The 25391-nt window shown below is 43.3% G+C and carries 20 protein-coding genes; 10 read left to right on the forward strand and 10 right to left on the reverse strand.

Going from position 1 to position 25391, the window contains the following annotated elements; translation table 11 throughout:
* Positions 1-30 precede the first annotated feature (30 nt).
* From AC27EZ_RS09770 to AC27EZ_RS09785, 4 genes are all read right to left on the reverse strand, one after another.
* Positions 31-1239 carry a CsgG/HfaB family protein gene (locus AC27EZ_RS09770; protein ID WP_487135148.1) on the reverse strand — a complete coding sequence of 403 codons (1209 nt, stop codon included), beginning with the start codon at positions 1237-1239 and terminating at the stop codon, positions 31-33.
* A complete protein-coding gene (locus tag AC27EZ_RS09775) occupies positions 1223-2629 on the reverse strand; it encodes a DUF6844 domain-containing protein (RefSeq protein WP_487135149.1) in 1407 nt (468 codons plus the stop codon). Before AC27EZ_RS09775 ends, AC27EZ_RS09770 begins: the two co-directional genes overlap by 17 nt.
* A 221-nt stretch (positions 2630-2850) precedes the next feature.
* Positions 2851-3471 (reverse strand): penicillin-binding protein activator LpoB, encoded by a 621-nt coding sequence (gene lpoB, locus AC27EZ_RS09780; RefSeq protein WP_487135150.1) that lies wholly within the window; start codon positions 3469-3471, stop codon positions 2851-2853.
* A 21-nt stretch (positions 3472-3492) separates the two neighbouring features.
* The gene (locus AC27EZ_RS09785; RefSeq protein ID WP_487135151.1) at positions 3493-4935 is read right to left on the reverse strand and encodes a COG3014 family protein; all 1443 of its coding nucleotides are present in this window, start codon (positions 4933-4935) and stop codon (positions 3493-3495) included.
* A 305-nt stretch (positions 4936-5240) separates the two neighbouring features.
* Here AC27EZ_RS09785 and AC27EZ_RS09790 point away from each other — a divergent pair, with 305 nt between their 5' ends.
* From AC27EZ_RS09790 to AC27EZ_RS09800, 3 genes are all read left to right on the forward strand, one after another.
* The gene (locus AC27EZ_RS09790) at positions 5241-6251 is read left to right on the forward strand and encodes an ABC transporter substrate-binding protein (RefSeq protein WP_487135152.1); all 1011 of its coding nucleotides are present in this window, start codon (positions 5241-5243) and stop codon (positions 6249-6251) included.
* Positions 6252-6266: 15 nt separating this feature from the next.
* The gene (locus tag AC27EZ_RS09795; RefSeq protein ID WP_487135153.1) at positions 6267-8189 is read left to right on the forward strand and encodes an ATP-binding protein; all 1923 of its coding nucleotides are present in this window, start codon (positions 6267-6269) and stop codon (positions 8187-8189) included.
* A 304-nt stretch (positions 8190-8493) separates the two neighbouring features.
* Positions 8494-9795, forward strand: a complete 1302-nt coding sequence (locus tag AC27EZ_RS09800; protein ID WP_487135154.1) for an OmpP1/FadL family transporter — start codon at positions 8494-8496, stop codon at positions 9793-9795.
* A gap of 58 nt (positions 9796-9853) precedes the next feature.
* Here the strand turns inward: AC27EZ_RS09800 and AC27EZ_RS09805 are convergent, their stop codons facing one another.
* Positions 9854-10738: a LysR family transcriptional regulator gene (locus tag AC27EZ_RS09805; protein ID WP_487135155.1), complete on the reverse strand. Its 885-nt coding sequence runs from the start codon at positions 10736-10738 to the stop codon at positions 9854-9856.
* Between the two features lie 458 nt (positions 10739-11196).
* Between AC27EZ_RS09805 and AC27EZ_RS09810 the strand changes: the two genes are divergently transcribed.
* From AC27EZ_RS09810 to AC27EZ_RS09820, 3 genes are all read left to right on the forward strand, one after another.
* Positions 11197-12192 (forward strand): 5'-methylthioadenosine/S-adenosylhomocysteine nucleosidase family protein, encoded by a 996-nt coding sequence (locus tag AC27EZ_RS09810; protein ID WP_487135156.1) that lies wholly within the window; start codon positions 11197-11199, stop codon positions 12190-12192.
* Positions 12193-12347: 155 nt separating this feature from the next.
* Positions 12348-14414: a TonB-dependent receptor gene (locus AC27EZ_RS09815; RefSeq protein ID WP_487135157.1), complete on the forward strand. Its 2067-nt coding sequence runs from the start codon at positions 12348-12350 to the stop codon at positions 14412-14414.
* Between the two features lie 174 nt (positions 14415-14588).
* Positions 14589-15881 (forward strand): NAD(P)/FAD-dependent oxidoreductase, encoded by a 1293-nt coding sequence (locus AC27EZ_RS09820; RefSeq protein WP_487135158.1) that lies wholly within the window; start codon positions 14589-14591, stop codon positions 15879-15881.
* 47 nt (positions 15882-15928) lie between these two features.
* Here the strand turns inward: AC27EZ_RS09820 and AC27EZ_RS09825 are convergent, their stop codons facing one another.
* Positions 15929-16495: a YceI family protein gene (locus AC27EZ_RS09825; RefSeq protein WP_487135159.1), complete on the reverse strand. Its 567-nt coding sequence runs from the start codon at positions 16493-16495 to the stop codon at positions 15929-15931.
* Between the two features lie 15 nt (positions 16496-16510).
* Positions 16511-17047, reverse strand: a complete 537-nt coding sequence (locus AC27EZ_RS09830; protein ID WP_487135160.1) for a cytochrome b — start codon at positions 17045-17047, stop codon at positions 16511-16513.
* Positions 17048-17297: 250 nt separating this feature from the next.
* Between AC27EZ_RS09830 and AC27EZ_RS09835 the strand changes: the two genes are divergently transcribed.
* Complete coding sequence (locus AC27EZ_RS09835; protein ID WP_487135161.1) at positions 17298-17735, forward strand: hypothetical protein; 438 nt, start codon at positions 17298-17300, stop codon at positions 17733-17735.
* On the opposite strand, the gene AC27EZ_RS09840 is transcribed toward AC27EZ_RS09835, so the two are convergent.
* Complete coding sequence (locus tag AC27EZ_RS09840) at positions 17732-18742, reverse strand: alpha/beta fold hydrolase (RefSeq protein ID WP_487135162.1); 1011 nt, start codon at positions 18740-18742, stop codon at positions 17732-17734. The genes AC27EZ_RS09835 and AC27EZ_RS09840 overlap by 4 nt on opposite strands.
* Before the next feature lie 80 nt (positions 18743-18822).
* On the opposite strand from AC27EZ_RS09840, the gene arfB reads away from it, so the two are divergent.
* Positions 18823-19242 (forward strand): alternative ribosome rescue aminoacyl-tRNA hydrolase ArfB, encoded by a 420-nt coding sequence (arfB, locus tag AC27EZ_RS09845; protein ID WP_487135163.1) that lies wholly within the window; start codon positions 18823-18825, stop codon positions 19240-19242.
* Positions 19243-19366: 124 nt separating this feature from the next.
* Positions 19367-20047 carry a hypothetical protein gene (locus AC27EZ_RS09850; protein ID WP_487135164.1) on the forward strand — a complete coding sequence of 227 codons (681 nt, stop codon included), beginning with the start codon at positions 19367-19369 and terminating at the stop codon, positions 20045-20047.
* 63 nt (positions 20048-20110) lie between these two features.
* On the opposite strand, the gene AC27EZ_RS09855 is transcribed toward AC27EZ_RS09850, so the two are convergent.
* Together AC27EZ_RS09855 and AC27EZ_RS09860 are read right to left on the reverse strand one after the other, a co-directional pair.
* Positions 20111-20302: a CsbD family protein gene (locus AC27EZ_RS09855; RefSeq protein ID WP_487135165.1), complete on the reverse strand. Its 192-nt coding sequence runs from the start codon at positions 20300-20302 to the stop codon at positions 20111-20113.
* Positions 20303-20695: 393 nt separating this feature from the next.
* Positions 20696-21934 carry an MFS transporter gene (locus AC27EZ_RS09860; protein ID WP_487135166.1) on the reverse strand — a complete coding sequence of 413 codons (1239 nt, stop codon included), beginning with the start codon at positions 21932-21934 and terminating at the stop codon, positions 20696-20698.
* 877 nt (positions 21935-22811) lie between these two features.
* Between AC27EZ_RS09860 and AC27EZ_RS09865 the strand changes: the two genes are divergently transcribed.
* Positions 22812-25391: an efflux RND transporter permease subunit gene (locus AC27EZ_RS09865; RefSeq protein WP_487135167.1), complete on the forward strand. Its 2580-nt coding sequence runs from the start codon at positions 22812-22814 to the stop codon at positions 25389-25391.

Below are 25391 nucleotides of genomic sequence, written 5' to 3' on the forward strand. Positions count from 1 at the left end.
ATATGGTTTTGCACCTACTTGCTCTGTGCCTTAATTGTCAATAACAACCCCGCCATTTGGCGAAGGCTTAAGTTCTTTTTTTTGCATAGCGGGAATTAAAATCCCACCTGCTGCCGACGCTTTTACTGTCGATTTCGGCTCCAAATTATCTGGACTGTTTGAATATTCAACGAGCGAAGGTCTGACGATCGCGCCCTCTCGCATTGCTTCAAGGCTGCCTTCGATAACCGTTGCATAAGATACTTTACTTGTAACTTTGCCAACGAGCACCTTGCCAGCATATATCTCCTCTCGTCCTAGCGACTCTTTTGTATAGGGATCAATAAGTTTTTTCCCTAAATCAAAAACATCATAAAGCTCCCCAACCGTAACGCTTGTGCCTCCTTGGTTAAGCGTAATAGAACCGTTTTGATTAGAGACTATCCTCATCGGATAGATGGCACTGGTAATCCCTCTCGATATCATTTGTGCGGTAACTGGGTCGGATATATTTTCGTTGATTACAACAGAGTCTTGCCATTTTATTTGTCTTGTAGCGAGGTTTATGACTTTATAGTCAATTTTAGAAACTACGTTGTCGACATAGGACACTTCGCCGGTGAAAGAGCTTTCTGACTGATAAGAATTGTCTTCAAACGATGCAGTTCCAACAACAAGATAATCCAAGCCTAGCACTTGTCCTAGTCGCATTTTTTCTTTCAATGGCGTATCACTGCTTAGTAGAAGACGCTTTTCTGCTTCGTACTCGCTATTGTGTTGACGGTCTAATATTGCGAATCGGCGCGTTTGCACTAATGCGCTTTGCAAGTTGTCCGAAAACGCATCACCATCACTGCCTGCGAAAGGAGCAACAACGAGCTTACGTCGTTTATTGACGTTAAGACCTGGGCTCTTATACACAGGCACAGTCACGTTCAATAGAACTTCACATTCGTCATCACACACTGAATCTATGACCTCATAGCTAGTGACCTGACCCTTTGTCTTCATGGCGGTAATATTCGACATTGCAACGCTAGTGTTGGACTCTCCATTAGTCCTGATCTGATTCGCTATTCGTACTGTTTCGCTATTAATATTAGTACCATTTACTTGTGCAACGGCCTGAATCAAGCCGGCCTCAATCGCTAAGTCTTTCGTAGCGCCTACAGCAGTAACTTCAACGATTCGCTCATCTGCCAACGCTGTTGTTGATACGCCAAGCAGCAAAAAAATAAACGGTTTAAAAATCTTCATCATCAACCTCTATGCTTTCGCCAGACTTTGCTTTGAAATTGACTTTACCCGCAGCGGATTTCTTTTTTAAATCCTTGTTCGATTTGAACGCTCTAGTTGCTTGTTCGGCAAGTGGATGCCATACCAATACCACACCGTTCACTTCACGATTCGTTACAGGGTGTTTTGCGCTCCACCTTGTTGCTTCCTGAACGCCAGTTAAACCTTTTACACTGGATGCCATTCTAGAAGATTGTGACGTTTCTTTAATAATTTTAGCAACGGTCTGCTCTTGTGTTTCAGTGGTATTATCATCAGTTAATGTCGCAGTTGCGGTTCTCGATTTATCACTGGTCGTTGAGCTTGAAGCGTTGACTACACCGACCAAGTTATATGCTTCGGCGATATGCGCCCATGCATTAAGCTCTGCGTCTAGATAGCTAAACTCTCGATTGTCTGCACATTCCTCATAATCAGAAACATTACAGTCGTTACCAGACATCCCATAAGAAAGAATAACGGGATAGCCATTTTCGTCCCAATGCAGCTTCGTACCAATTTGATACATGAAATTAGAGCGATATTTTTCTAGATAGTCTTGAACAGGCATGTTTGCCTTTTCTGGGCTAGGTTCGATATTGCCTTTACTTTTACGAAGAGAAGCTAAGAAATTTTTCTTTTTGTTTGAAGTCGCAATGATCACCGACACCGCGGTATTGCCATTTTCGTCAGTTTTCTCGAAGGACTTCATTATTTGAGAACCCGTAATGTCACCTCTTGAGGATGTTGAGACGGATTGTGTTATCGCCTTCTGCATCATGACTTTTCTTTTACTAGGCGGTGCTGCGTTGTACTCGCTAGGGTTAACACCAAGCTCTTCTAACTGTGAATCGACTGTGGCATCCGCTAAAGCGACTACTTTATTTAAAAGCGCTTCAAACCGACTTTGGCTTTGAATTTCCTCTGGAGTGAACGTCGGAAGTTTATTCGTCTTAAACGATTTTCTTACCGTTTCTGAAGCAACACTTGTATATAGCTGCTTAAGTAATTTTTCTCTCGCCTTTTGTTGAGCTTCTGTATACGCCAATACACGGGCGTCTGCCCAACCGGCTTCCGTAGGTTTGAGCCTAATTAGTGCCGTCCCCGAGTGAATAAAGACTTGTTTGCCTTGTGAAGCAAATTTGCGTCGCTTCTCAGTTATATATTGTCGCGCTTTTTCTTCAACGTATGCATAGGCATCTTCTGGTTGCTCTTTATGCGCTTCGACAGTCTCTTCATTACTTGAGGCTGGTTGCTGTGCTTGTTTGTCTTGAACAATAAGGTCGACTTCTTCTGATATTTGTTCCTGTGCGACTGCACTTACTGATGGAAAAAGAAGAAATAGGGCAGTTAGACGTATTAATGAACTTTTCATATATTTTCCTTGTTCTTTTGCACTGATATGAAATGGAATACGCTTGGAATACATATCTCGCAAGAGAAGGATTAAATAAAGTAACGGTTAAGGTTGTCATACCGAAACGTGCGTTTACGGCATAACAGCGTAATGAAGGTTATAAGCTTTATTATCACAGGCTTTCTGACGACTCTATCATTGTCAGAAAGCCTGCTTTAATTATTGAACTTGCAACTTTTTTACCATGTTACTGAATCATTACTTCCAGTTTTTGCGATAGGGTATTCGCCTTCCCAATACGCCAGTCCGGTTTCTAACTGAGTAAGGGTAAGTTGGAAATAATACTCGACAAGTTGCTCTGAGCGATTAACTCTGTTTGTTCGTTGTATTATTTTACCGCTCAAACTGAAATCGGGCGAAATGACCGTCCCGTTTTTCTTTACTGTGTTTTTATTCATCAACGCTGAATCGTTAAGCTCTCGTACTTTTGCGCTGCTCGTATCTTCCGGGCCAGAGCCTGTGAAGTTAACCGCGGTTGTAGTAAGAAACTTACCGCTTTGCAGAAGGCCCACACGAATCTTTTTAACTAATTGGTCGGTGTCGATACGCTGAGAAGTATCATTGATGATGTTGTAAATAGAGAGCACATATCTGCCTCCCTTGTCAGCTTCAGGATGAACAAGCAAAGGGCTTGCGATAATGTCATCTAGAGCTTCATTTGCTGCTTTATCAAAATCTCTTTGAGAAAGCCCAAGTACGGCTATGCTTTCATCACCGCTGTCCACGTATTTAGTCGTAGATTGACAGCCACTCACCAGCATTACGGCTGGCAGTACGGTTGCTAATATTAGTTTTTTCACTGTGATACTTCCTTACAAGTTTTAAATAGAAATAACTTCTACAGATGGTGCCAGAGTCGAGTTTATGGCTTTTACGTAAATGATATTTTTCTTTGTCGGGTCAACGCTCACCGATAATGCTTCGCTAAATCCAGGTGAGCTAATAGTGACTTGACCCGAACCATCATTCTCTAACATAAGCGCTTGGAAGTTTTTAGGAAGCACACTCCAAGTTCTTGTGTCAGCTTGCGTTGTAACGGCTTGAAGAACGCCCGCTGCGATACCAAGCCACATGTTTTGATCATTTACTTGTTTCTGAACAACGGTTTTTATAACAGAACGCGTTATTTCACGAGTCAGAATAAGCGGCCACTCTTCCTTAAATTCAGCTTTGATGATTCTATCCATGTCAGCGACAACTTCAGACTTTTGACCGTTAACCGCTACGTGACCGAAGTGGTCTATTTGCTCTTGAATCTTAGGGAGCGCAACACCTGCGTAATTTACATTCTCAGACGCGATGAAAACGGGAAGGTCTATTCTAAATTCCTCTTTTTTCGCCATTTCGCCATTTTCGAAAACTACCCAAATGTTACTAATAGAATCAAGAGAAGTGTTGCCATTGTTAATGTTTTGGGCAAGGGCAAGAGTGTCAGCTGCGACTTTCGTGTCTGTCATATTTGACACGCGTTTAAAGCTGTCTACGGCCTTACTTACGTCTGAAGAATCTTGTGCATTTAACATGAAAAACAAACCATGCATGAACGTAGAGAACGGATTAACGTAACCGTCATATGCTGTCCATTGCGACATATCAATGTTTTGTTCTGCTAACAACTCATCAGCTTTAGACAAGCTTTCATTAACCTCAACATTGTTAGCGGCTTCGTTTTCCTCTAATTCTTTTTCCGCTTCTTCTTCTTGCTTCTCGCGCTTTTCATTAATGCGTTCAGCAAAGTAATCTGCAGCTCTGCGCTGCCTGTCATCTGAACGGTTCCATTCTACACGCGCATTTTGAAGGTCTCCCATCGCGGTAAAGTTAAGCGCTTTATAGGTGTTAACCATAATTGAATCGTAAACGCTTTGCTCGTAGTCTAGGAATGTGTCATTCGTCAATGAGCTTGTCAGCGTTTCAGAAACGTTAGTTATCATGCCCTCAGTATCTTCGCGATACATAACATCTTCGATGAGGTCAAAGTATTTATTACTTGCCTCATAATCTTTTTCAAACCGATATATACTTGCCGTCTGCATGCCCCAAAACTGATCGTCCAAAACATTATCTTCTTCGTCGTACTCAGCTTCATCGAGTGCAATTTCTTTTGCTTCGACTAGGTTTCCGCTAGCCAGAACAATATCGAATTTACTAATTTTAGAGTCTGGTGTGAGGGAGTTAGTTAAGCTTGATAGCGGGCTCTGCCCATCAGTTGCTGCGCAACCTGCGAGGAGTATAGTGGTGAGTGATACAATAGCTATTTTTTTCATAAACGTTCCATATTTAAGCGATTTTTAGAACAAAACCAAGAGATATGAAACGCCATAAAACATCACCCATCCTTGGTAAATATCCATTATTTTTATAATTATGTTTTTTGTTTAGCCCGTATAAGATAATTCACAATCTATGATTGTCAACTGTTAGGCCCTGTCTAATTGTTGAGGTTACTTTGCATACGTTTATATATTAATACTTTAGTCTAGTGTTTTTTTCATAAAGGCTAGGCAAATGTCACATAAGTCACTATTATTGATTTATCTGTTTCTGCGCGTGAAAGTTGCTCTCCTTCTGAATGAAAATTCTATTTTCAATATGCTTGCTAATTGTCACATTCACATCTTGGTCTGTTAAGTCAGAAACTTATCGTATTGTCATTATTGAGACGCTTGATTTACCTCTAATTACCAATTCAACGACTGAGTTTATCCGTGAACTTGAAGTATTAGCGCAAGGTGATGTCCTCCAGATAGAAAGGTACAACGCACAAGGCAGCGAAAAAAACGCGCGAGACATTGTTCATGGGTTGTCGAAGGAAGTCTCTATCGACCTAATAGTGTCTGTAGCGACACTCGCAACACGTGCCGTTTTTAATTCGCCTTCAGTTGAGCACATTCCTAAGCTTTTCATGACCGTGGCCGACCCGGTAAAAGAAGGGATAGTCGACGGGTTTGGAATGACGAGTTCGGCGAATATCACAGGTGAATCACATGTGTTATCTGCGCGTGTGAAACTTGACTTATTTGCAGGCCTGTTGAGCAGTAAAAAATCGCCTGCGCCCTTAAACGTTGGGCTTCTGCATTCTGAATATCCTTCTTCTGCTAATTTAGTGAAAAGCCTTGTAGCACTGAACAGCGAATATCCTAACGTTAACCTCATACCAATTAGTATTCCTTACAAAGAAGGAAAAGATGGTATTGATCAAATGGGTGTTGAATTAGCGAAAACGCTACAAGCGTCCGAGTTGCAGCTTGATGGCTACTGGTTATCTACTGGACCTTTAATACAAGCCGAAAACTTAGTGACCTCACTTTACGCCAAAACTGGCTTGCTGCCGTTTTTCTCTGAAAGTATTACTTCAGTGAAGCAAGGTGCGCTATTTGGCGTGGTATCGGATGAGGCCAGTATTGGTAAGTCAGCGGCCGCTTCAGCTAAGCGTATTTTAAACGGCGAGCCCGCATCGTCGATACCAGTAAGCAGAATGCAAAAATATACAGTAGCCGTTAATGTTTCTACCGCAATAAAACTTAATATGCCTATTCCTTCGTCATACCTGAAGTTGGCTAAAAATCATGTGTATCAATAAATAGGCAAGGAATTTATGCGAATAAAGTCGAAACTTTTATTAATCTACATGCTTATACTTTTTATCGGTATGACAACGACAGGGTATTGGGCTTACCTTACTGCTTATGACACTGTAAGAGAGAAGGAATATCAGCTACTTCAGCAAACTTTAACGCTTACGGTCATGGATCTTGTTGAGGAGCGTCATGAACTACTCGTTAACTCTGGTCTTGAAAACGTACCTGTATTTTTAAACGCTTATCAGACAGAAGTTTTCGACGAATTGGTTGCATTACATCAGGTAACAGGTAAAGAGTTCACCATTACGAGCAAGGTAAACAGTGAAATACTCTTTTCTACGCTTGAGGTAAAAGACGATGCTTATCAGCCTTTAGATACAGATGCCGCCACCATCATTGAAGTAGGGTCAAGGCGTATCGCATTTGGTGAAACAAAAAGTACAGCAGGCGAAATACTTTTTGCCTGTGCCGAATTTAATCCGTGGAACTGGAAATTAACCGTTAGCCAGACAACTGAAACACTACAGTCTTCATTATCTAATATTGCATTGTTAACGGTTTTTATTACCCTTTTTGCGTTGATTATTGTCATTATCTTGATGGGTAATGTTACTCAGTATATGGTGCTGACCCCCATCACCAAGATTAAAGCGGCGACGTCTCGTATTGCCCAGCATCATCAAAAAGTCATGGTAGACATACACAGTAATGATGAGTTGGGTGATTTGGCGAAAGACGTCGAGTCCATGTCTAAAGACATAGAAGCTTATGTACACCAAGCGCAGGAAGCGAGTAAGGCCAAAACCGACTTCTTGGCCGTAATGAGTCATGAAATTCGTACCCCCTTAAACGGCATTCAAGGCTTGTCGTCTTTATTGCTTGATACTGAGCTTTCTGAAAAGCAAGCGCGATATGCTCGCGATCTCAAGACATCATCCACCATACTCGCGCAAGTTATTAACGATGTGCTCGACTTATCAAAAATAGAGTCGGGTATGACAGAGGTTGACGTTACCGAATTTGATGTCGATACCATGTTGAATGACTTAGTCACGTTATTGGGAATTAACGCGAGTGCTAACAATACACGCTTGACGTATAAAAGCCGTAATCTGGCATCGGTAATAGTTGCTAGTGATATTACTAAAATTAGGCAAGTCGTCATAAACCTAGTAAGCAATGCGATTAAGTTTACTCACGAGGGCACAGTGGATGTTTCGGCTCGCTTAAAAGGAGAGGTCTCCGATGAGGCGAGAGAGCATACATTAGTGATTGCGATAAAAGACACAGGCATAGGAATAGAGCCAGCGCGACTGCCGCAGATTTTTGAACGCTTCACGCAATCCGATTCATCTATTTCACGCCGCTATGGAGGCACAGGGCTTGGGCTTGCCATCGCTCGTGAGCTAGCACAGATACTTGGCGGTGATATTGATGTCATCAGTAATGTGGGAAAAGGGTCGTGTTTCACGGTGTCGTTTATTGTAACTGCACGTAAAGCGATAGCTGAACCGGTAAGTATTGACTCTGATTCGATCGAGAATGGTGCTGCTCTTCTTGAGGGTAAAACCGCATTACTTGCCGAAGACAACGCGATAAATGCGGTAGTAGCGCAAGCACTTCTTGAGCAACTAGGCTGTAATGTTATCCACGTTGATGATGGATTAAAGGCGGCCATGCGTGTTGAGGAGGGCGGAATCGACTTCGTGTTAATGGATATTCACATGCCGGTAATGGATGGCGTTGAAGCCACACACCGTATTCGTAACCTTCAGAATGAAAATGCTTCAGTCCCTATTGTTGGTTTAACCGCCGAGGCATTTAAAGAACGTCACGATACGTTTGTTCAAGCAGGTATGAACGATATAGTAACGAAACCCGTTACGCTAACCTCGCTGCGCGAGGGCATTCTTTCAGCGCTCGAAGTAAAACCATAATCCCACTTCTGCGGCTTCTACCCATTCAAACCCACGGGCGTAGTATTTATTCTTACCGTAATGAAAACGGATGATAGCGAAGCTTCACGCCAATAGCGTTTTTTCATGTACATTTATTTGCATTTACAAGTTAGCAACCTAAGTGTAACTATGGGTTATCATTGTTGTAGATAAAATCACCGAAATTGCTATTAAAGTTTCTAAAAATCTGCAATTTTGCGCTAAACGTGTTTACTTGTGTTGAACGTAACTGTTCTCGTCCGTAGAATGCCTGCTGCATTTTTTTCTATATAACGAGTACTCTATGTCGCAACATTTTTCTGTACGTGCTTCAGTGTGTATGGCACTGATTTCTTTTTCTTCTTCGTCCGCATTGGCGGCAGGTTTTCAAGTTAATGAGCACAGTGCTAATGGGTTGGGTCGAGCGATGGCAGGCCAAGCAGCAATGCCTGAAAATGCCTCGGTATTAGCAACTAACCCCGCTGCTATTGGTATGTTTACAGCGTCTCAATTTAGTGCGTCGGTTAGCTTTATCGACCCTAATGTTGATGTTAATGGGCGAACAACGTCTTCAATTTCTACCGACACGGGCCCAGTGATTATTGCCTCTGCTGATGCGTCAAACGACGATATTGCTGATACTGCTATCGTGCCTTCTTTCTTCTACATAAAGCCGATAAACGACACATGGTCTGTAGGTGTTGGTGGATTTACCGCATATGGTTTGCGTTCTGACTACAGTGATGATTTTGAAGCGCTGCATTTTGCTGATACTGCTGAGGTGAAGTCGTTTACCTTGAATCCGGCTGTTTCATACAAAATAAATGACACGCTACGTGTAGGTTTCGGTCTTAACTTAACGTATGCAGAGGCGGAAATTAGCTCTGCACTGCCTAACTCACTAACACCGGTTTTAGGCGTTCCTGTAGCAAATGCGTCGGTATTCCAACTTGAAGGTGACGATATCGGTTATGGTTGGAATGCAGGTATATTCTGGCAGCCGACCGAAACCACTAATATTGGCTTCTCACATCGTGCAGAAACTAAATTAGAATTAGATGGTGAAGTGAGTTCAGCGCTGTCTGCTGAACTTAATCAAGCCGGTAGTCTCGACCTTAATTTAGCGGCTATTACTGAAGTGGCTATCAATCAAGTACTTGATGCACAGTGGTCTATTCAAGCAAGTTTTGTGTTCACCGACTGGAGTGCATTTCAAAAGCTAGAAGCCAATTTGGCAAATGGCGAGGACTTTTTGATCAAAGAAGAAAACTTTGATGACTCTTGGAGAGGCTCGTTAGGTGCCACTTATAAGTTAAACGATAAGTACACTTTGCGTGCTGGCTATGCATACGATGATGGTGTAGTGACGATTGAAAATCGTTCGTTGAGTATTCCAGATACTGATCGTCACTGGATTACGGCAGGACTTACCTATGTTATTGATACGGATAGCTCGGTTGATGTTGCTTACGCCTATATCAACGGTCGCGAAGCAGCAATAAACAAAACCCGTAGTCTAGGTGCGACCGGTATTTCGTCCACCATGGTTGGAAGTCAATCGGCCACTGCGCATATCTTCAGTGTGCAGTTCAATATGCAGTTCTAATTAAATCTAAAGCAAGCATAAGCCTATAACGTAAAAAGCGCCTCCATCGGCGCTTTTTTTAGATTTGGGCAAACAAGTCTTGTAAACATTTCACCGCAGCGCTTATTTTTGCGGGGATGAGATCGTGTTTGGGCGTGACTGCAAACACAGTATAATCGGGCAAATGCCAGTCATTGAAGAGCTGCTTCATTGTTCCGCTGCGCAGTAAATGACGCACTTCAGGTTCGGGCAATACGGCGTAACCGACGCTATCCTGGGTAAGCTGAATCATCGTCTGCATCGAGTTCACATCGAGTCGAGGTGCATCAAGCACCATACTTTCATGTACTTTGTGCGTTAACGAATACTCCTCTATGTGTCTGTGACTGATATACGAATGCCCTTTCAATTGTTCTGGGTGGTCAGGCGTGCCAATCGCTAAAGGGTGATCAGCAGAGACGCAAAGAATACGTCGCCATGTCGCAAGTTTTAAACTGCTAAAGTTTGTATCTGATACCGGGTAAAAGCTCAATACTAGGTCGGCGCTAGAGGTAATAATGTCCGTAGGCTCGTCAGTAACGGTAAGTGATATTGTAATTTGAGGGAATTCATCACACAGCTTTTTTAACGGTTCGCTTAGCAACCCACCACCAAAGCCTTCGGGGGCCACAATTTTTATTTTTCCTGCTGGTGCATCATGAAGGTTTTCAATCTGCAATTGCGCTTTTGTTGCGGTTTTCAGCATACTCTTGCTGGTTTCGTAGTAGATGCGTCCAGCCTCAGTTAAGCTTAAATTTCTGGTATTTCGATTAAATAAGCTAAGGCCTAGCTCGTTTTCTAATTTACGTAATTGTTGGCTTATTGCCGATACGGTCATATGCAGCTCTCGCGCTGCTACACTCATACTTCCGCTGTCTGCGACAACCGTAAAAACTTGCAAAGAACGAAGAATTTTCATATTCATGGTGTTTTCATATCCTTAATACTCACCATTGAGATCACCAAGCATCCAAAGCACTCGCCGGTTTTTATTTTCTCGCCAATAAGTTAAAACGAATCCATAAGGTGCGCTTAGTTGATGGCGACAGTGCAAAGGTGTTTAGCGCTGCTTAACTGTAAATATAAACAATTTTTAATGAAGCGCCAAAACACTTAATCACATTTCTATGCAGCTAAACGTATTTACTGTAATAAAGAGCGCATCTTTGCTTTTTACGGTTGCTCGTTGCTCATTTAACCCGCAGCGCTGTTAGCGCTGAGTGTCTCTTTTGTAGTCAAAATGTAAACGATTGAAATAACGCTTTAATTAATTTGGCGAGATGATAGGTTATTAATAAATATTCAATTGGAATGCATTTCTATATAGTAATTTTGAAGAAAATGTACTGAGTATAAATACCAATAATGAGAAGGGTGAAGCTTATGAAAAAGTACGCAGTATTATTTGTGATAGCACTACCATGGTTAGTCGGCTTAGCGGGTTGCAGCGCTACACCACACTATGGCCCCGCGAAATTTGAAGGCGAGGAATTTACGGCGGTGGCGGTGGCTTACGCACCCGAGATGGAAGGTATTCTCAACAAAATCGACACAGATCCTAACGCGAGCATTAGCGCAACGCTTTCAATAAAAGGTGTAACATACCGGGTAGGGCGTTATCATGATGAGCCCATTTTGGTATTTGCTACTGGGATGAGTATTGCCAACGCGTCGATGACAATGCAAATGGCGCTAGATTACTTTCCCGTAAAGCAAGTGGTTTATATGGGAATAGCAGGTGCGGTAAATCCTAAATGGAAACCGGGTGATGTTATCGTGCCAGAACGTTGGTATTACCATGACGAAAGCGTATATACCAACGAAGAGCCTGGAAAACCCGGAAAATACGTGCTTCCTGAGTACTATGCTAAATTCTTGGAGGAACAGCCAGAACGAAGAGCAAACGATCCTCATTATCCCAACTACAAACCGTTTCATTTTATTCATCCCGATGAAGTCTTAATCGTAAAAGAGGGTATGAAGAAACCTCAGGATACGGCTTATTTTTCTGCTTCAACACGGTTGCTTACTGCCGCCCAAGACGCCATCAACAGTATGCCTACGCAACGCATTTTGAATGAGCGAAATGCCCTATTGCATGTTGGGGGTAACGGGGTGACAGGGTCTGTCTTTATGGATAACCGAGAATACCGTCAATGGACAAGAGAGGTATTTGACGCTGAGGTTACTGAGATGGAATCCGCTGCTATAGGGCAGGTATGCACAGTGAATAATGTTGATTGGGTTGTCATTCGTGCTATTAGTGATTTAGCCGGCGGTCAAGAAGGAGTGAATACTGAAAACCTTTATGACAAAGAAGTCTCTCGCGTGGGCGCTAATGTTCTTTTCTCGGTACTTGATGAATTAGCATCTGAGTAGTGCACTGTTAGGCATGGGTTGCTTGAGACATACGTGGGTCTTCGTGTTGTTAGCGACCGTATAAGACAGAAACTGCTCATAGTGCGCTAGACGCGCTAGCATTCAACAAGAATATGTATCAGCATACGGCCTTTCACTATTCGCAAGGAACCAACATGTTACGTACGCTCAGTGTATCTATTATTAGCCTAGTGACAGCGTTTCCGTGTATTGCATTAGCGCAAAATACCGACGAAATCGAGCGTGTGATAACAACAGGAACGCGATTGGCTGGCAGTGAACAGCACGCTGGATATGTTGTGTCGAGTGTGGATGCGTCGACAATCGGTTTGCTTTCGCCTCAACATATTGAAGAAGCGCTTAATTATATTGCTGGCGCAGGCGTTCAGCGCGGGAATGGTCAGGAATATTTGCCAGCTTTGCGCTCTCCGGTTCTGTCGGGCGCTGGCGCATGCGGCGGTATTCTCGCTGCCGAAGATGGCATTCCTTTGCGTGCAGCGGGTTTTTGCAATATTAACGAACTGTTTGAAGCCCATAGTGAAATGGCGCAGCGTATTGATGTGCTAAAAGGGCCTGCATCCCCACTTTATGGGTCTAACGCGATTCATGGTGTTATTAACGTCATTACTCCAGATACTACCCGCGATGGAGGCTTCGTTGGAATAGACTATGGTTCTTTTGGCTACCACCGGCTTAAGTTTCGACAAGGAAACGATTTTGGCGATACTGGTTTTGGTGTGAACGCCAGCGTAACGCGCGATACAGGTTATCGAATTGATGAGGGCGTGGATCAAGAGAAACTCAATCTACGTCATCGAATTACGCTAGATAATCTCGACATTACCACGGGGTTAACTTACACCCATTTAGACCAAGACACGGCAGGTTACATCACCGGTTTTGAAAGTTATAAAGACGACATTATCGCGCAAAGTAACCCTAATCCTGAAGCTTTCCGAAAGGCCCGAAGTTTTCGCTTGTGGAGCAAGCTGGATGTAATGATTGATGGAGGGCATCAACTGTCGCTTACGCCTTATCTACGCAATCAAGATATGGATTTTAGGATGCACTTTTTACCCGGAAAACCATTGGAAGAAAATGCACAAAAAGGCGTGGGGCTATTGTCGCAATATCGCCACGTTATTAGTGATGGGTTTAATATAGATGCGGGTATCGACGCAGAATATACACAAGGAAGTTTGCTGCAAGCACAAGCGTCTGAGACGCTAGGTTCGGCCTTCTTGGTCGAGACTGTGCCGGTTGGAAAGCACTATGATTACGATGTTGACGCGACACTTATCGCGCCCTACTTTTCACTAAACTGGCAGTCGTCGCAATGGGATGTTTCGTTAGGCGGCCGCTATGAAAGTATGCAGTATGACTACACCAATAATATGCTCGCAGGGCGTACACGAGAAGATGGCAGCGAGTGTGGTTTCGGAGGGTGTCGATATGCACGTCCACAAAGCGGCGATAATAATTTCAACATGTTCAGTCCTAAACTATCGTTCAGCTACGCTTTAAATGAAGGCGTGCGTTTATACGGCGGTCTTTCTCGAGGATACCGAGCTCCCCAAGCGACAGAGCTTTATCGGTTGCAGCGTGCCCAGCAAATTGCAGACTTAGAAGAGGTTACCGCTACAAATGCAGAGATTGGCGTTCAAAGCACAAATGATTGGGGAAGTTATACTGTGTCGCTTTACAGCCTTAGAAAAGACAATGTCATCTACCGTGACAGTGATTTTTTCAACGTAAGCAACGGTGAGACGTGGCATAGAGGTATCGAAGTTACCGCAAACTATGCACTTACCACGTCTATTGATGTGGCCTTTGCCGGAACATACGCACGCCATACCTATGAACACGACCAGCGCTCGGGCGAAATAAACATCAAAGGTAACGACATGGATACCGCGCCTGAGCTACTGTTTAATACTCGCGTGAACTACCAGATTACGCCTTCTTTTTTCGCACAACTTGAATGGCATCATGTTTCGTCATACTACACCGACCCAGAAAACCTAAACGAGTATGAAGGGCATGATTTATTGCATGTACGCCTACGTTATTTGGTAAACGAACAATTCTCATTGGTCGCAAGAATAAGTAATGTATTAGACCGTGATTATGCTGACCGAGCGGACTTCACGAGTTTTACAGGAGACCGTTATTTTCCCGGTCGTCCTCGCAATCTGATGCTGTCTGCTAATTATCGTTTTTAGTCTAGTTGCGTTACGCCCTAACGTGTTAAGCGAAAGGGCGTAGCGAGGTTGCTCTGTTTTTGACTACCGCGTAATCTAGCATAATCACACCGCATTATTAGTATGGGTAAAGTCGCACCACGTATCGTCGTTTTGCAGTGACAATACGTGGAATGATTTAAATAAGGTTAACCCATGCAGAAAATTGTCATTGTCGGGGGCGGTGCCGGAGGGCTCGAGCTTGCCAGCCGATTAAGCCGCACTCTAGGGAAAAAGAAACATGCCGACATCACGCTTGTCGATAGAAGCCGAACGCACATTTGGAAACCGCTTCTTCATGAAGTTGCAGCAGGTGTCATAGATAAGCACTCTGATGGCGTGGATTACGCAATACATGCCGCAGTACATCATTATCGTTTTCAGCTTGGGGAAATGTGTGCAATAGACACGCAAGCTCAACACATTACGCTACTTCCTTTGTTAGATGACGACGGCGAACAACTTCTGCCTGAGCGCCATATCCATTATGATCAGTTGGTATTAGCCGTAGGTAGCGTCAGTAACGATTTTAAAACGCCAGGCGTCGCAGAAAATTGCTACTTTTTAGATTCACTTAAGCAAGCCGAACGTTTTCACGGCGCGCTACTGAATCAGCTTATCCGCATCAATCAGCAGGACGATGACAGCAGTAGAATCAATGTAGCCATTGTTGGCGCTGGTGCAACCGGTACCGAGCTAGCCGCACAGCTTCACCACGTTGCAAATTTATCTAAGGCTTACGGAATGCCCGGTATGTCAGCATCCCGTCTTAAAATAACTATCGTAGAGGCGGGGGAGCGTATTTTACCCGCGCTGCCGGAACGCATTGCTAACTCAGCCCGCAAAGCACTGCATAAACTGGGTGTAGATATCAAAGAAAACACGATGGTCGCAGAGGCGGACAAGCATGGTCTTATTACCGAAGACGGTGGGCGTATAGACGCTGACCTAATGGTATGGGCAGCAGGCGTTAAAGCCCCAGACTTTATTGTTGATATGAACATATTTGAGGTAAATCGCGCCAATCAAATTCTGGTCGATAAACAACTTAGAAGTACCACGTTTGATACCATTTGGGCATTGGGTGATTGTTGCGGCTTCAAGCAAGAAAATGGGACATGGGTTCCGCCTCGTGCTCAATCTGCCCATCAAATGGCAGATACCGTGGCCTATAACATCACGTCGTTATTCAACGGGAAGTCGGCTAAAGCTTATACCTATCAAGATTACGGCTCGTTGGTGCATCTTAGTAAATACAGCACCGTCGGCAGTTTAATGGGGTCGTTGTCAAATAGCAGTATGTTTATTGAAGGTAGGTTAGCAAAGCTGGTTTATGTTTCTCTTTATAATATGCACCAATTCGCTGTGCATGGAAAAGTAAAAGGCACGCTTAAACTATTGGTTAAGAAGCTTAGCCAAGCACTTAGTCCTAAACTAAAGCTTCATTAAAAAAGACCTCCACCAATTGGTGGAGGTCTTTTATGTATTAACAGTGTTTACTGTTTAACCCCTTCAACGTGAAGAGACAGTTCAACATGTTGCGAAGCTGGGCCTAAATCATAATCGATACCAAAGTCTTTTAATGCAATGGTTGTTGTGCCCATAAATCCTGCGCGATAGCCACCCCACGGATCACTACCCTCGCCAATTTTCTTGGCTTCTATCGTAATAGGTTTTGTGACACCGTGAAGGGTAAAGTTGCCCATGATATCCATCATGCCATTGCCCTTATCAACTACGTTTGTACTTACAAAGGTTGCTTCGGGATAGTCGTCAACACTTAAGAAATCATCACCCTTGAGGTGTTTGTCTCGTTCAGCATGGTTCGAATCGATACTGTCGGTATCAATCGTTACCGTTATGTTCGCTGCTTCAGGGTTGCTTTCGTCATAACTAAATTTGCCGCCGAAGTCATTGAAGCGACCCGTTAACCACGAGTAGCCTAAATGTTGAATTTTAAAGTTGATTGAGGCGTGCGCCCCTTTTGTGTCAATGACATAATCTGCCGCATTCGCCGTACCCATTGATAATGCCGCAGTGATGGCAAGTACTAATTTTTTCATCGATATCTCCTTTAATTACTTATTGGAACGAAGCCTAAGCATTTGCCTTAAGGTATCGTCTTTGTTTATAAAGTGGTGCTTAAATGCTGCTGTAGCATGCAGTGTTGCCACGCCAATTAAGGTGCATGCCACATAAAAATGTATGTCACCGGCAATATCCTCTTGGTTCTCAACTATCGCGCCAAAACCTGGCAGCGAAAACCAATCAAAAACCGCGATTGCTCTGCCGTCAGCGGTTGAAATTAAATACCCAGAAAGAAATAACGCCATGAGCAAACCGTAAATAAGCCCCTGAACGACTTTACTCGCCATGTTCTCTACGCGATTTCCAAAGCTTGGGGGCCTTTCACTGCGCAAGCGAACGGTTAACCGATATGCCGTAACAGCAAATAGGATCAGCCCAACACTTTTGTGCCAATGTGGGGCGGTCTTATACCAAGTGCTGTAGTACGTGAGGTCAACCATCCATAATCCAGACGCAAACATGCCTATCACCACTAAAGCACTCAGCCAGTGGACAGCAATAAGCTTGCGTGACCATCTTCCCTTCATGGTATTTCCTCAACGTTATGTAATATGAATAGAGTAGCTAAATAAAATACGATCAACTATTGCTTAATTTCGCGGCTTTCATTCTTTTTTTTAGAACGATTAAGCGCATTAGAAAGGCATAGCCGGTGGCAAAAACAGCACAGCATGAATAAGCGGTAAGCATAAAAATATAAGGAAGTATTTAAAGCGGAAAAAGTGGAACGCTTTTCGCAATCTAAAAAATGAGAAAATAATAAACGGCGAACGATGAATGAGAGAAAATATGCAGCACACCGCCTATTCAAATAATGTAGTAACACGAGCGTTTACATGGGCTTACCAGGAAATAGGCTTCTCTGAAGAGCAAGCTGCTGAGTTACTTGGGACTACGTTATCTGCGCTGACTAGGGCGAATGCAGTTGGGTTTGACAATGCGTCGTATGAATATCGTACACAGTTGGCGTTCATTCGTATGTATTATTTACTCATCAGTATCACAGATGGCGACGCCGAAGTGATGAAGCATTGGTTCCATCGCTATCATCCAATGCTAAACACCTCTCCTAAATTACTCTGTCTAGACAGCGATGGTATTGGGAAGGTGACTGACTATTTACGAACAGTTCGTCAAAATGAAATGACATTCAGGCCTAAGCCGATAAATATTGGTGCGGGTTCGACAAGCAAACCCGCGACGACAATCCACTAAGCCTCTACGCTCACTAATTTATTCGTTTCGTTTATAAATGCCATACATGCATCGGGTTGAGTGATTGGGATCATGTGACCTGCGCCCGGTAGTGTCTTAGATAGGACTAATTGAATGGCTGTTGTAACGGGCGGCATTTGCGATTTAGGATCTAATATCGCATCCTTTTCACCGTATAAAATGCCTACTGGGCACGAAATATCTCCGTATTGTCTCACTTGCTTATACAGACTTTTCTGGGCGGCTACCGTGTCGCTTGAAGAGTGAAAAAAGCACTCAGAGTGCAAAGCTAATGCACCACCGCCTTTTGTCGCAAAATCTGTTGGAACCGGTTCTGGCGCAAAGATTTGAGCCATGTGCTTTTTACCTACTTTCATACGATAGGGGGTTGCCACCGATTTGGCAATAAACTTGCGAAGGCCTTCGTTAGGGATATAAAGCATTGAAAGCGGCCCTGCGCCTCCTGTCAATGGCGCGGTTAACGGGCATAGAAGCGTAACACCTGCAATTTTCTCTGGCGCATCAAGCGCTAACCGCAGTGAAATACCTCCCCCCATCGAATGCCCGACGAAAAATGCTTTTTCGAGATGAATGTTATCCATCCACTCTACAATCATCTCGCTTTGTTTTTCAAAACTCGCCGAGGTATCCCGCTCTCTTTTTGAAAAACCGCTTCCTGGCCGGTCGATACTGTAAACCGTATACTGCTGCGCTAATCGTTTTGTAAGTGCATTAAAATTGAGTGTGTTACCCGCAAGCCCATGAACCAGCACTAACGCAGGGCCGTCGCCTTGTTTTGCCCAATGTATGACACCGCCTTTCACTGGGGTAAAGTGACCTTGAGGAGTGAAACCCGCCTCAATTTTTTTATCAACGCGTTTTGTCACTAAGAACGAAACAACAATCGTTAATACGATAAACGCGAGTACAAAGAAAAAGATATGCATAGATAACAAACTAACAGTAGAGGGTGAAACTAAGCTAAGTGTATTCTTACTGTCAGTCAATATACTTATTCCTCCCCCGTATTAGACAACCACAGGTGAGAGTGTCACACTTAACGGTATTGATTTGGCTTGTTTAGAGAATGATGCAAATAGTAATCACCTCCACGTTATCTATTGATGATAGCGAAATTGAAATGAATGCAATGCGAGCGCAGGGCGCTGGTGGGCAAAACGTGAACAAAGTGAGCAGTGCCATTCACTTGCGTTTTGATATTAATGGGTCTTCGTTGCCAGATACACTGAAGGCTTCATTGTTAGCGCTAAATGATAAGCGCATTACCAGTGAAGGGGTTTTTGTAATGAAAGCCCAAAATTTTCGCACTCAAGAGCAAAATCGAGATGATGCGATTCAGCGGCTTGTTGAATGGATTGCGGCGGCGGCTAAAAAGCCGAAACCTCGACGTCCTACTAGGATGAGCCGAGCAGTAAAAGCCCGTCGTGGAGAAGCAAAAAAGCTACAAAGCCAGCAAAAGAGTCTAAGAAGAAAAGTGGAATTTTAACCATTTTTACACTAAAGTATAACGCTCATATATGTCATTTCGCGAAACTAACGGAAAATTCTAATAATAAAGAATACGTTTCGTGCTCATGCTAATAACAGGATTTAAAGGAAGCATTTTCTAAATGACGCGTTCAGATATAATTCCTATGGTGCTTTTCGCTGCCATCGTTGTGTCTTTGGGTATTAATACGCCCCAAGCTGCCGACGAGATAATCGCGCGCCTATTCGGCAACGATATTTCTAACAGCGAGCTTCAGCCAGAACAAGGCGATGTTGATCGGTTTCAAACAATACTTAGCGATATGTCTGAAAAAGATGTGCGCCAGATGTTGGTTCAACGCGCCTTAAGTGAGAAAATTACAGAATCGGTATTAGCTGATTTTGCGTCAAAAAACAGCATAGAGCCCGATGCAGCCGAGGTTGAGTCTGCTTATTCCGCTATCAAAGTGTGGACAGCCGAGCTTACTGGCAATTCTGAATATTCTCGTGAAGAAATTGATGCTTATCGACGCGCAATGGCAAACGCAATGGCGAAAAGTTGGAAAACATCAAAGGCGCTCTATGAAACATATGGTGGCGATGTGGTTGTGCGTCAAGATAATCCTCTTACACCAGTAGGCGCTTATAAAGTGTTACTTGAGCAATACAACGAACAAGGCGACTTCGCCATTTTTGACCCTAAATTGAAAGCGGCTTTTTGGGAGTCGGTAAGTTTGCAATATGCCAACACTATTCCGTATGAAAATATTAATTTCACTGCACCGTGGTGGGAGCAAAGCGCTGGTTTAAGTGAATACCGTTGATTATGAAAAGCACAAAGCCCCGAATCGAGACTCTGTGCTTATGGGCGTAGCTAATAAGTAATCTTAGTTCAGATACTCATCAACTTCTTTCTCTGCTTCTTCACGGCTTTTGCCATAGGCTTGTTGAATCTTGCCAACAAGCTCTTCACGGCGGCCATCGATAACGTCCATATCATCGTCAGTTAGTTTGCCCCACTTCTGTTGAACTTTCCCTTTCATTTCCTTCCAGTTACCTTCAATACGATCACTGTTCATTATGCTCTCCTTAATAATGGTTAATAAAAATGTCATTGCTTCGTACATACTGAAGCAATCGCCATTCCAGTTATAAGTTTATGTTTTTATAGTGTATTTTTATTATGGAGGCGCACATTGCTACAGTCTTTGTGTATGAATTACATAATAATGAAAGCTTTTCGCACGCTACAGAAAGCGCTTAAGGCAAGAAGAAGGTAATGTTAAAAAGAAGGGACTGTTTTTTGGGCAAAAGAAAAGGGGCTATAAGCCCCTTAAAAAACACAATATCACTTGGAAAACACATTTAAACACCATGAATACGCACACTCAACGACTTCATGTATAAGTAAGATAGCAATTTATGAAAAAGGTTCCGCGTTTTTTAAGATAATTGGGTAATTTTTTTTATACCTATTCTTTTGGTGTTTTATTCGTGTTTATCAGCGTAATGGTAACCAATATCGCGAAGACGGAAATAAGGATGCTAGCTACGAGAAAAGGAGAACTAATATCGAATTGATAAAGTGTTGCGGCGAGGGGAGGGCCCACGATATAGCCCATGGCAGGTGTTGCCGTGATAAGCCCGGTAATAGAGGCTTGTTTTTCTTCAGTACAGTAGCTAGTTGCTGTAGCAGTAAGCGATGGGTAGGCCATTCCCATACCAATTCCCATGCAGAACATAGCAATATATAAGGTCGCTATTTGTTGGTGGGTGTACATCAGCATGTAAGCTACCGCTAAAAGCGGAAGGGCGACTTTGATCATTTTTTCTGGTGAGAAGCGAGCGCGTTGCACAAGTAATAGTTGCACGCTAAGTGATGCGACGGCACTTATCATCATTGCCGTACCAACCTGCTGAGCTGCTTCTACCGTGCTCTTGCCATAAAAATCGATGAAGAAGAACCCAAGGGTCTGTTGCATCATTGCCATAGCGCAAAAAACGCCAGCACAAGAGCCCACAAGAAGTAGCGGAACCATGCTGTGATGAATGTTTTTTTTGCTCAACGTTATTTTGTTCTCTGCTAGTGCAGGTGGCGCTATAGCGGGAAGCTTTATCCATACTATAACCAATGCAGTTAATGTAAGTATCACAATGCTGAATAACGGTGTGAGAAGCCCAAATCCAACAAGTAAACCTGCGTATGCTGGCCCGACAATTTGCCCCACGTTACTGGCCGAGGTTACTTTACTAATTGCGCTCACACGTTCTTGTTGTGTACTTATTGCAATGGCATAGCCTACCGCAGAGGGGGGAGTCGCAGACATAATGGTTGACTGCATGCTGCGGCTAATCAGTAAAGCAAGGAATAGCGAAGTGCCCGTTATTAGTCCGGAGAAACCCATTTGCCATGCGCTTGCAAAAAAGAAGGTTCCCATGCTGTAGCCGAATAAGCCCACCATAAGGATACGCTTAAAGCCTGCTCGCTTGGCTACTTTACTCCATACGCTAGTGCCAAGCGCAAATATAAAGGCAGAGCTAGACATGATAATAGCAATATGAAATTCAGATAATCCCGCTTCTCTTCCCATGGATGGCAAGGTGGTAAGCATAACGCTTTGGCCAATAGCCGTGGCTAATAATGCGCAGAACAAAATACGAAATGTAGCCGAAGACGCGTGGTGTGGCATAGCGGTATCAATAAAATTCAAGACGGCTTAAGTGTACCATAGTACGGACAAAAAAATGCCCGCCAAAGGCGGGCTAAATCAGAGGTTTAAGGCCGGGAAAGGGCCTTGAAGGGAGAGGTGAGTTACTACCATCAGGAATAGTAGTAGTCTCCTCAAAGGTAGGTGTTGCAGAAATGAATCTGCATCACCGAATAGGGGTACAATCCTTCGTACATAAATAACATCACTGTTTTTCTCTGGTGATGGGAGGTATCCAAGCATATTTGCTTTGTTTCTCACAGGAATTTAGGGTTTACCTTAACCACCGTTCCAACCAACCAGACATCAACGGGTATTTGAATACTTGTGCTAACTGTTCCTTACATTACCTATACTATCCTTGATACGTAATGTGTTAACTACCGTGTTAACATATCGGCTCTCCAGCCATCCTTTTTCAACATTCCCTGTTGGTGTTAGCTACAACGTTAATTCAATAACAACGCGGTTGTTTTAGAAATTACCCTCTTCCTTGAATCCTTGCTGATACGCTTCCATTCCGTTCCGTCTCATCAGCGGGTAATGAGTAAAACAAGCGTTCATGGTTACTATGTAACGATAAGCCATCCTAGCTACATGAATACACGTTGTTCTTCCGTTGCTAAGTAATATGCTAATCCTGTGCCAACGTTGACTTTAAAATTTTCTTTGCATAAATAATTGATTTTATTGGGTATTTCATTTTCTCTTGGTTTTCAGATACATTGGTTCAATTACAGCTAGGTAAATTATTCTTAATACAGTGTCGAATTTATACAACTTGGAATTTAATACCTTGTAGACAGTTGCTTTTTGCGAAGTTTGTATTAATATTAGAAAAATATTATATAAATAAATTCTTATTTAAGGTGTTAGTGTCATGCATGCTATTACACAAGCGCTACTGTTTATGAGTACGCACAAGCGTCGGTGGGTATATGCCCTTCTCTTTTTAGTAAGCGGTTTTGCAGCGTTTCAAATCAGACTTATCCAAATCGATACTGATCCGGAAAATATGCTGCCGCAAACTCATAGCGCAAGAATGTTTCATAACGAGGTAAAAGCTACGTTTGCTATGCATGATGCCATTGTGGTGGGGGCAATAGCGAAGAATGCACAAAAAGAAGGTGTTTATACGCCTGAAATACTGAAAAAAATCCATGCGGTTACTGATTACGCCCTAACCATTGATGGGGTGGTTTCTCAAGATGTAATGGCATTTTCAACTGTCGATAATATTACACAATCAGATAATGGCACGTTGCAGTTCTCGTGGCTGATGGACGCCGCGCCTGCAACGCAAGAAGGTGCTGATAGAGTCAAAAGTGCTGTTGAGCGTCTGCCGCTACTCTACGATACGCTGGCCTCTTCTTCCGGTAATGCGGCTGCTATTTATATTCCTATAAACGATAAAAATGAAAGTTATCGTATTGCAGAGGCAATACGAACTTTCCTGAGTTCTGATGTTGCGTCTACTGATGATTCAACAAATCAAAGGGTTATTGAATGGCATATCACAGGCTTGCCTGTCGCAGAAGACCAGTTCGGTGTAGAAATGTTTATTCAGATGGGCATTGCCGCTCCTGCTGCGGGGGTAATGATTTTTATATTACTCTTCGTGTTTTTTAGAAACGTGGCATTGATTTACGCGCCCATGATTGTGGCAATGGCAACGGTTATTATTACGATGGGAGCACTCATCGGTATGGGCTTTACTGTTCATATAATGTCATCCATGATTGCTATCTTTCTTATGCCTATCGCAGTAGTCGACTCGGTACACATCTTGTCAGAGTTTTCTGACCGATATAAGCCAGGAGAAAATGCAGGCAATGTTATTTCTAAGGTGGTTACGCACTTATTAAAGCCCATGCTGTTTACGTCGCTAACGTCATCGGCAGGTTTTTTCTCTCTCATGTTAACGCCGATACCACCGGTACAAATATTTGGTGCCTACATTGGCTTTGGTATCTTGTTGGCATTTGTTATTACGCTAACGTTTATTCCTGCCTACATATCGGGCATGTCGGAAAAGTCCCTCGTTAAGCTTCAAGAGGCATTGCACAAAAACGACGTAAGCAACGCGTCGGTGCTAAACCGAGCGGTTGGTTATTTGCGTTATGTTGCACTTAATTTTCGTGGAGCATTGCTTATCAGCGTAGCGTTGTTAAGTGTTATCTCAATATGGGGCATTACAAAAATAACCATCAATGACAACCCAGTAAGGTGGTTTAAAGCGGACCATGAAATTCGCGTAGCAGACAAAGCGCTAAATGCTGAATTTGCTGGGACATATAATGCTTATCTTGTTCTTACCGATAATCAGGTTATTAGTTCCGCATCACAACTATTAGAAGCAAGTAACTTACCTAGCGAATTAGATGAATGGAAACAGCAGACGCTTGAGAACATTATGTTGGAAATGCCGGGTAATCGTCTTGGTCAACTTTCAACGTCTATCGATGATGCATTATTTAGTGAGTTTTCGGATAGCGCGATGGTTGCACTTGATGATTTGAGCCTGCGTGTGAGTAAAGTCAAAACACAGTCGCAAGTGTTTCAAACACCCGAGGCGTTAACACTGCTTTCTGATTTACAACAATATCTATCAACGCAGCCATTAGTAGGTAAAAGCCAATCGCTTAGCGATGTCGTTAAAGTAGTTAACCGTGAGTTACGTTCTGGCGAGGATAAAGACTATCTTATCCCTACCTCACAAGCGGGCGTTGCGCAAACGCTGATGCAGTACCAATCTTCACATCGTCCTCAAGATTTATGGCACTTTGTTAACCCCGACTATCGTCAAACACTTGTATGGCTGCAACTTACCAGTGGTGATAATCAAGATATGACCGCACTGCTTAAGATAGTTGATGACTATTTTGCTGCGAACCCCTTACCCGAAGGACTATCGTATCAATGGGCCGGTAAGGCGTATATCAACGTCGTGTGGCAGGAAAATATGGTGGCGGGAATGCTGGACAGTTTATTAAGCGCTTTCGTGATTGTTTTTGTCATGATGGTGCTGCTGTTTCGCTCTTTTGTATATGGCGTATTGGCGATGTTACCGCTGACCATCACCATCACATTTATTTATGGCGCAATTGGAATAGTAGGAAAAGATTACGATATGCCTATTGCCGTGCTCTCAGCACTTACATTGGGCTTGTCCGTCGACTTTGCTATTCACTTTTTAGCGCGAGCGCGGGAGATATATCGTGATACAGGCAGTATCGATGAAACACTTCGGGCTATGTTTGACGAGCCTGCCAGTGCAATTTCTCGTAATGCATTAGTCATTGCATTAGGCTTTACGCCTCTGCTTTTTGCACCGCTCGTGCCTTACATTACGGTAGGTATTTTCTTAGCAAGTATTATGATCATATCGGCATTAGTGACCCTGTTGGTGCTACCTGCTGCAATGGTACTTCTCAAACGTTGGGTTTTTATGGAGTCTTAA

The sequence above is a fragment of the Alteromonas sp. 4NH20-0056 genome (genome assembly GCF_057539655.1).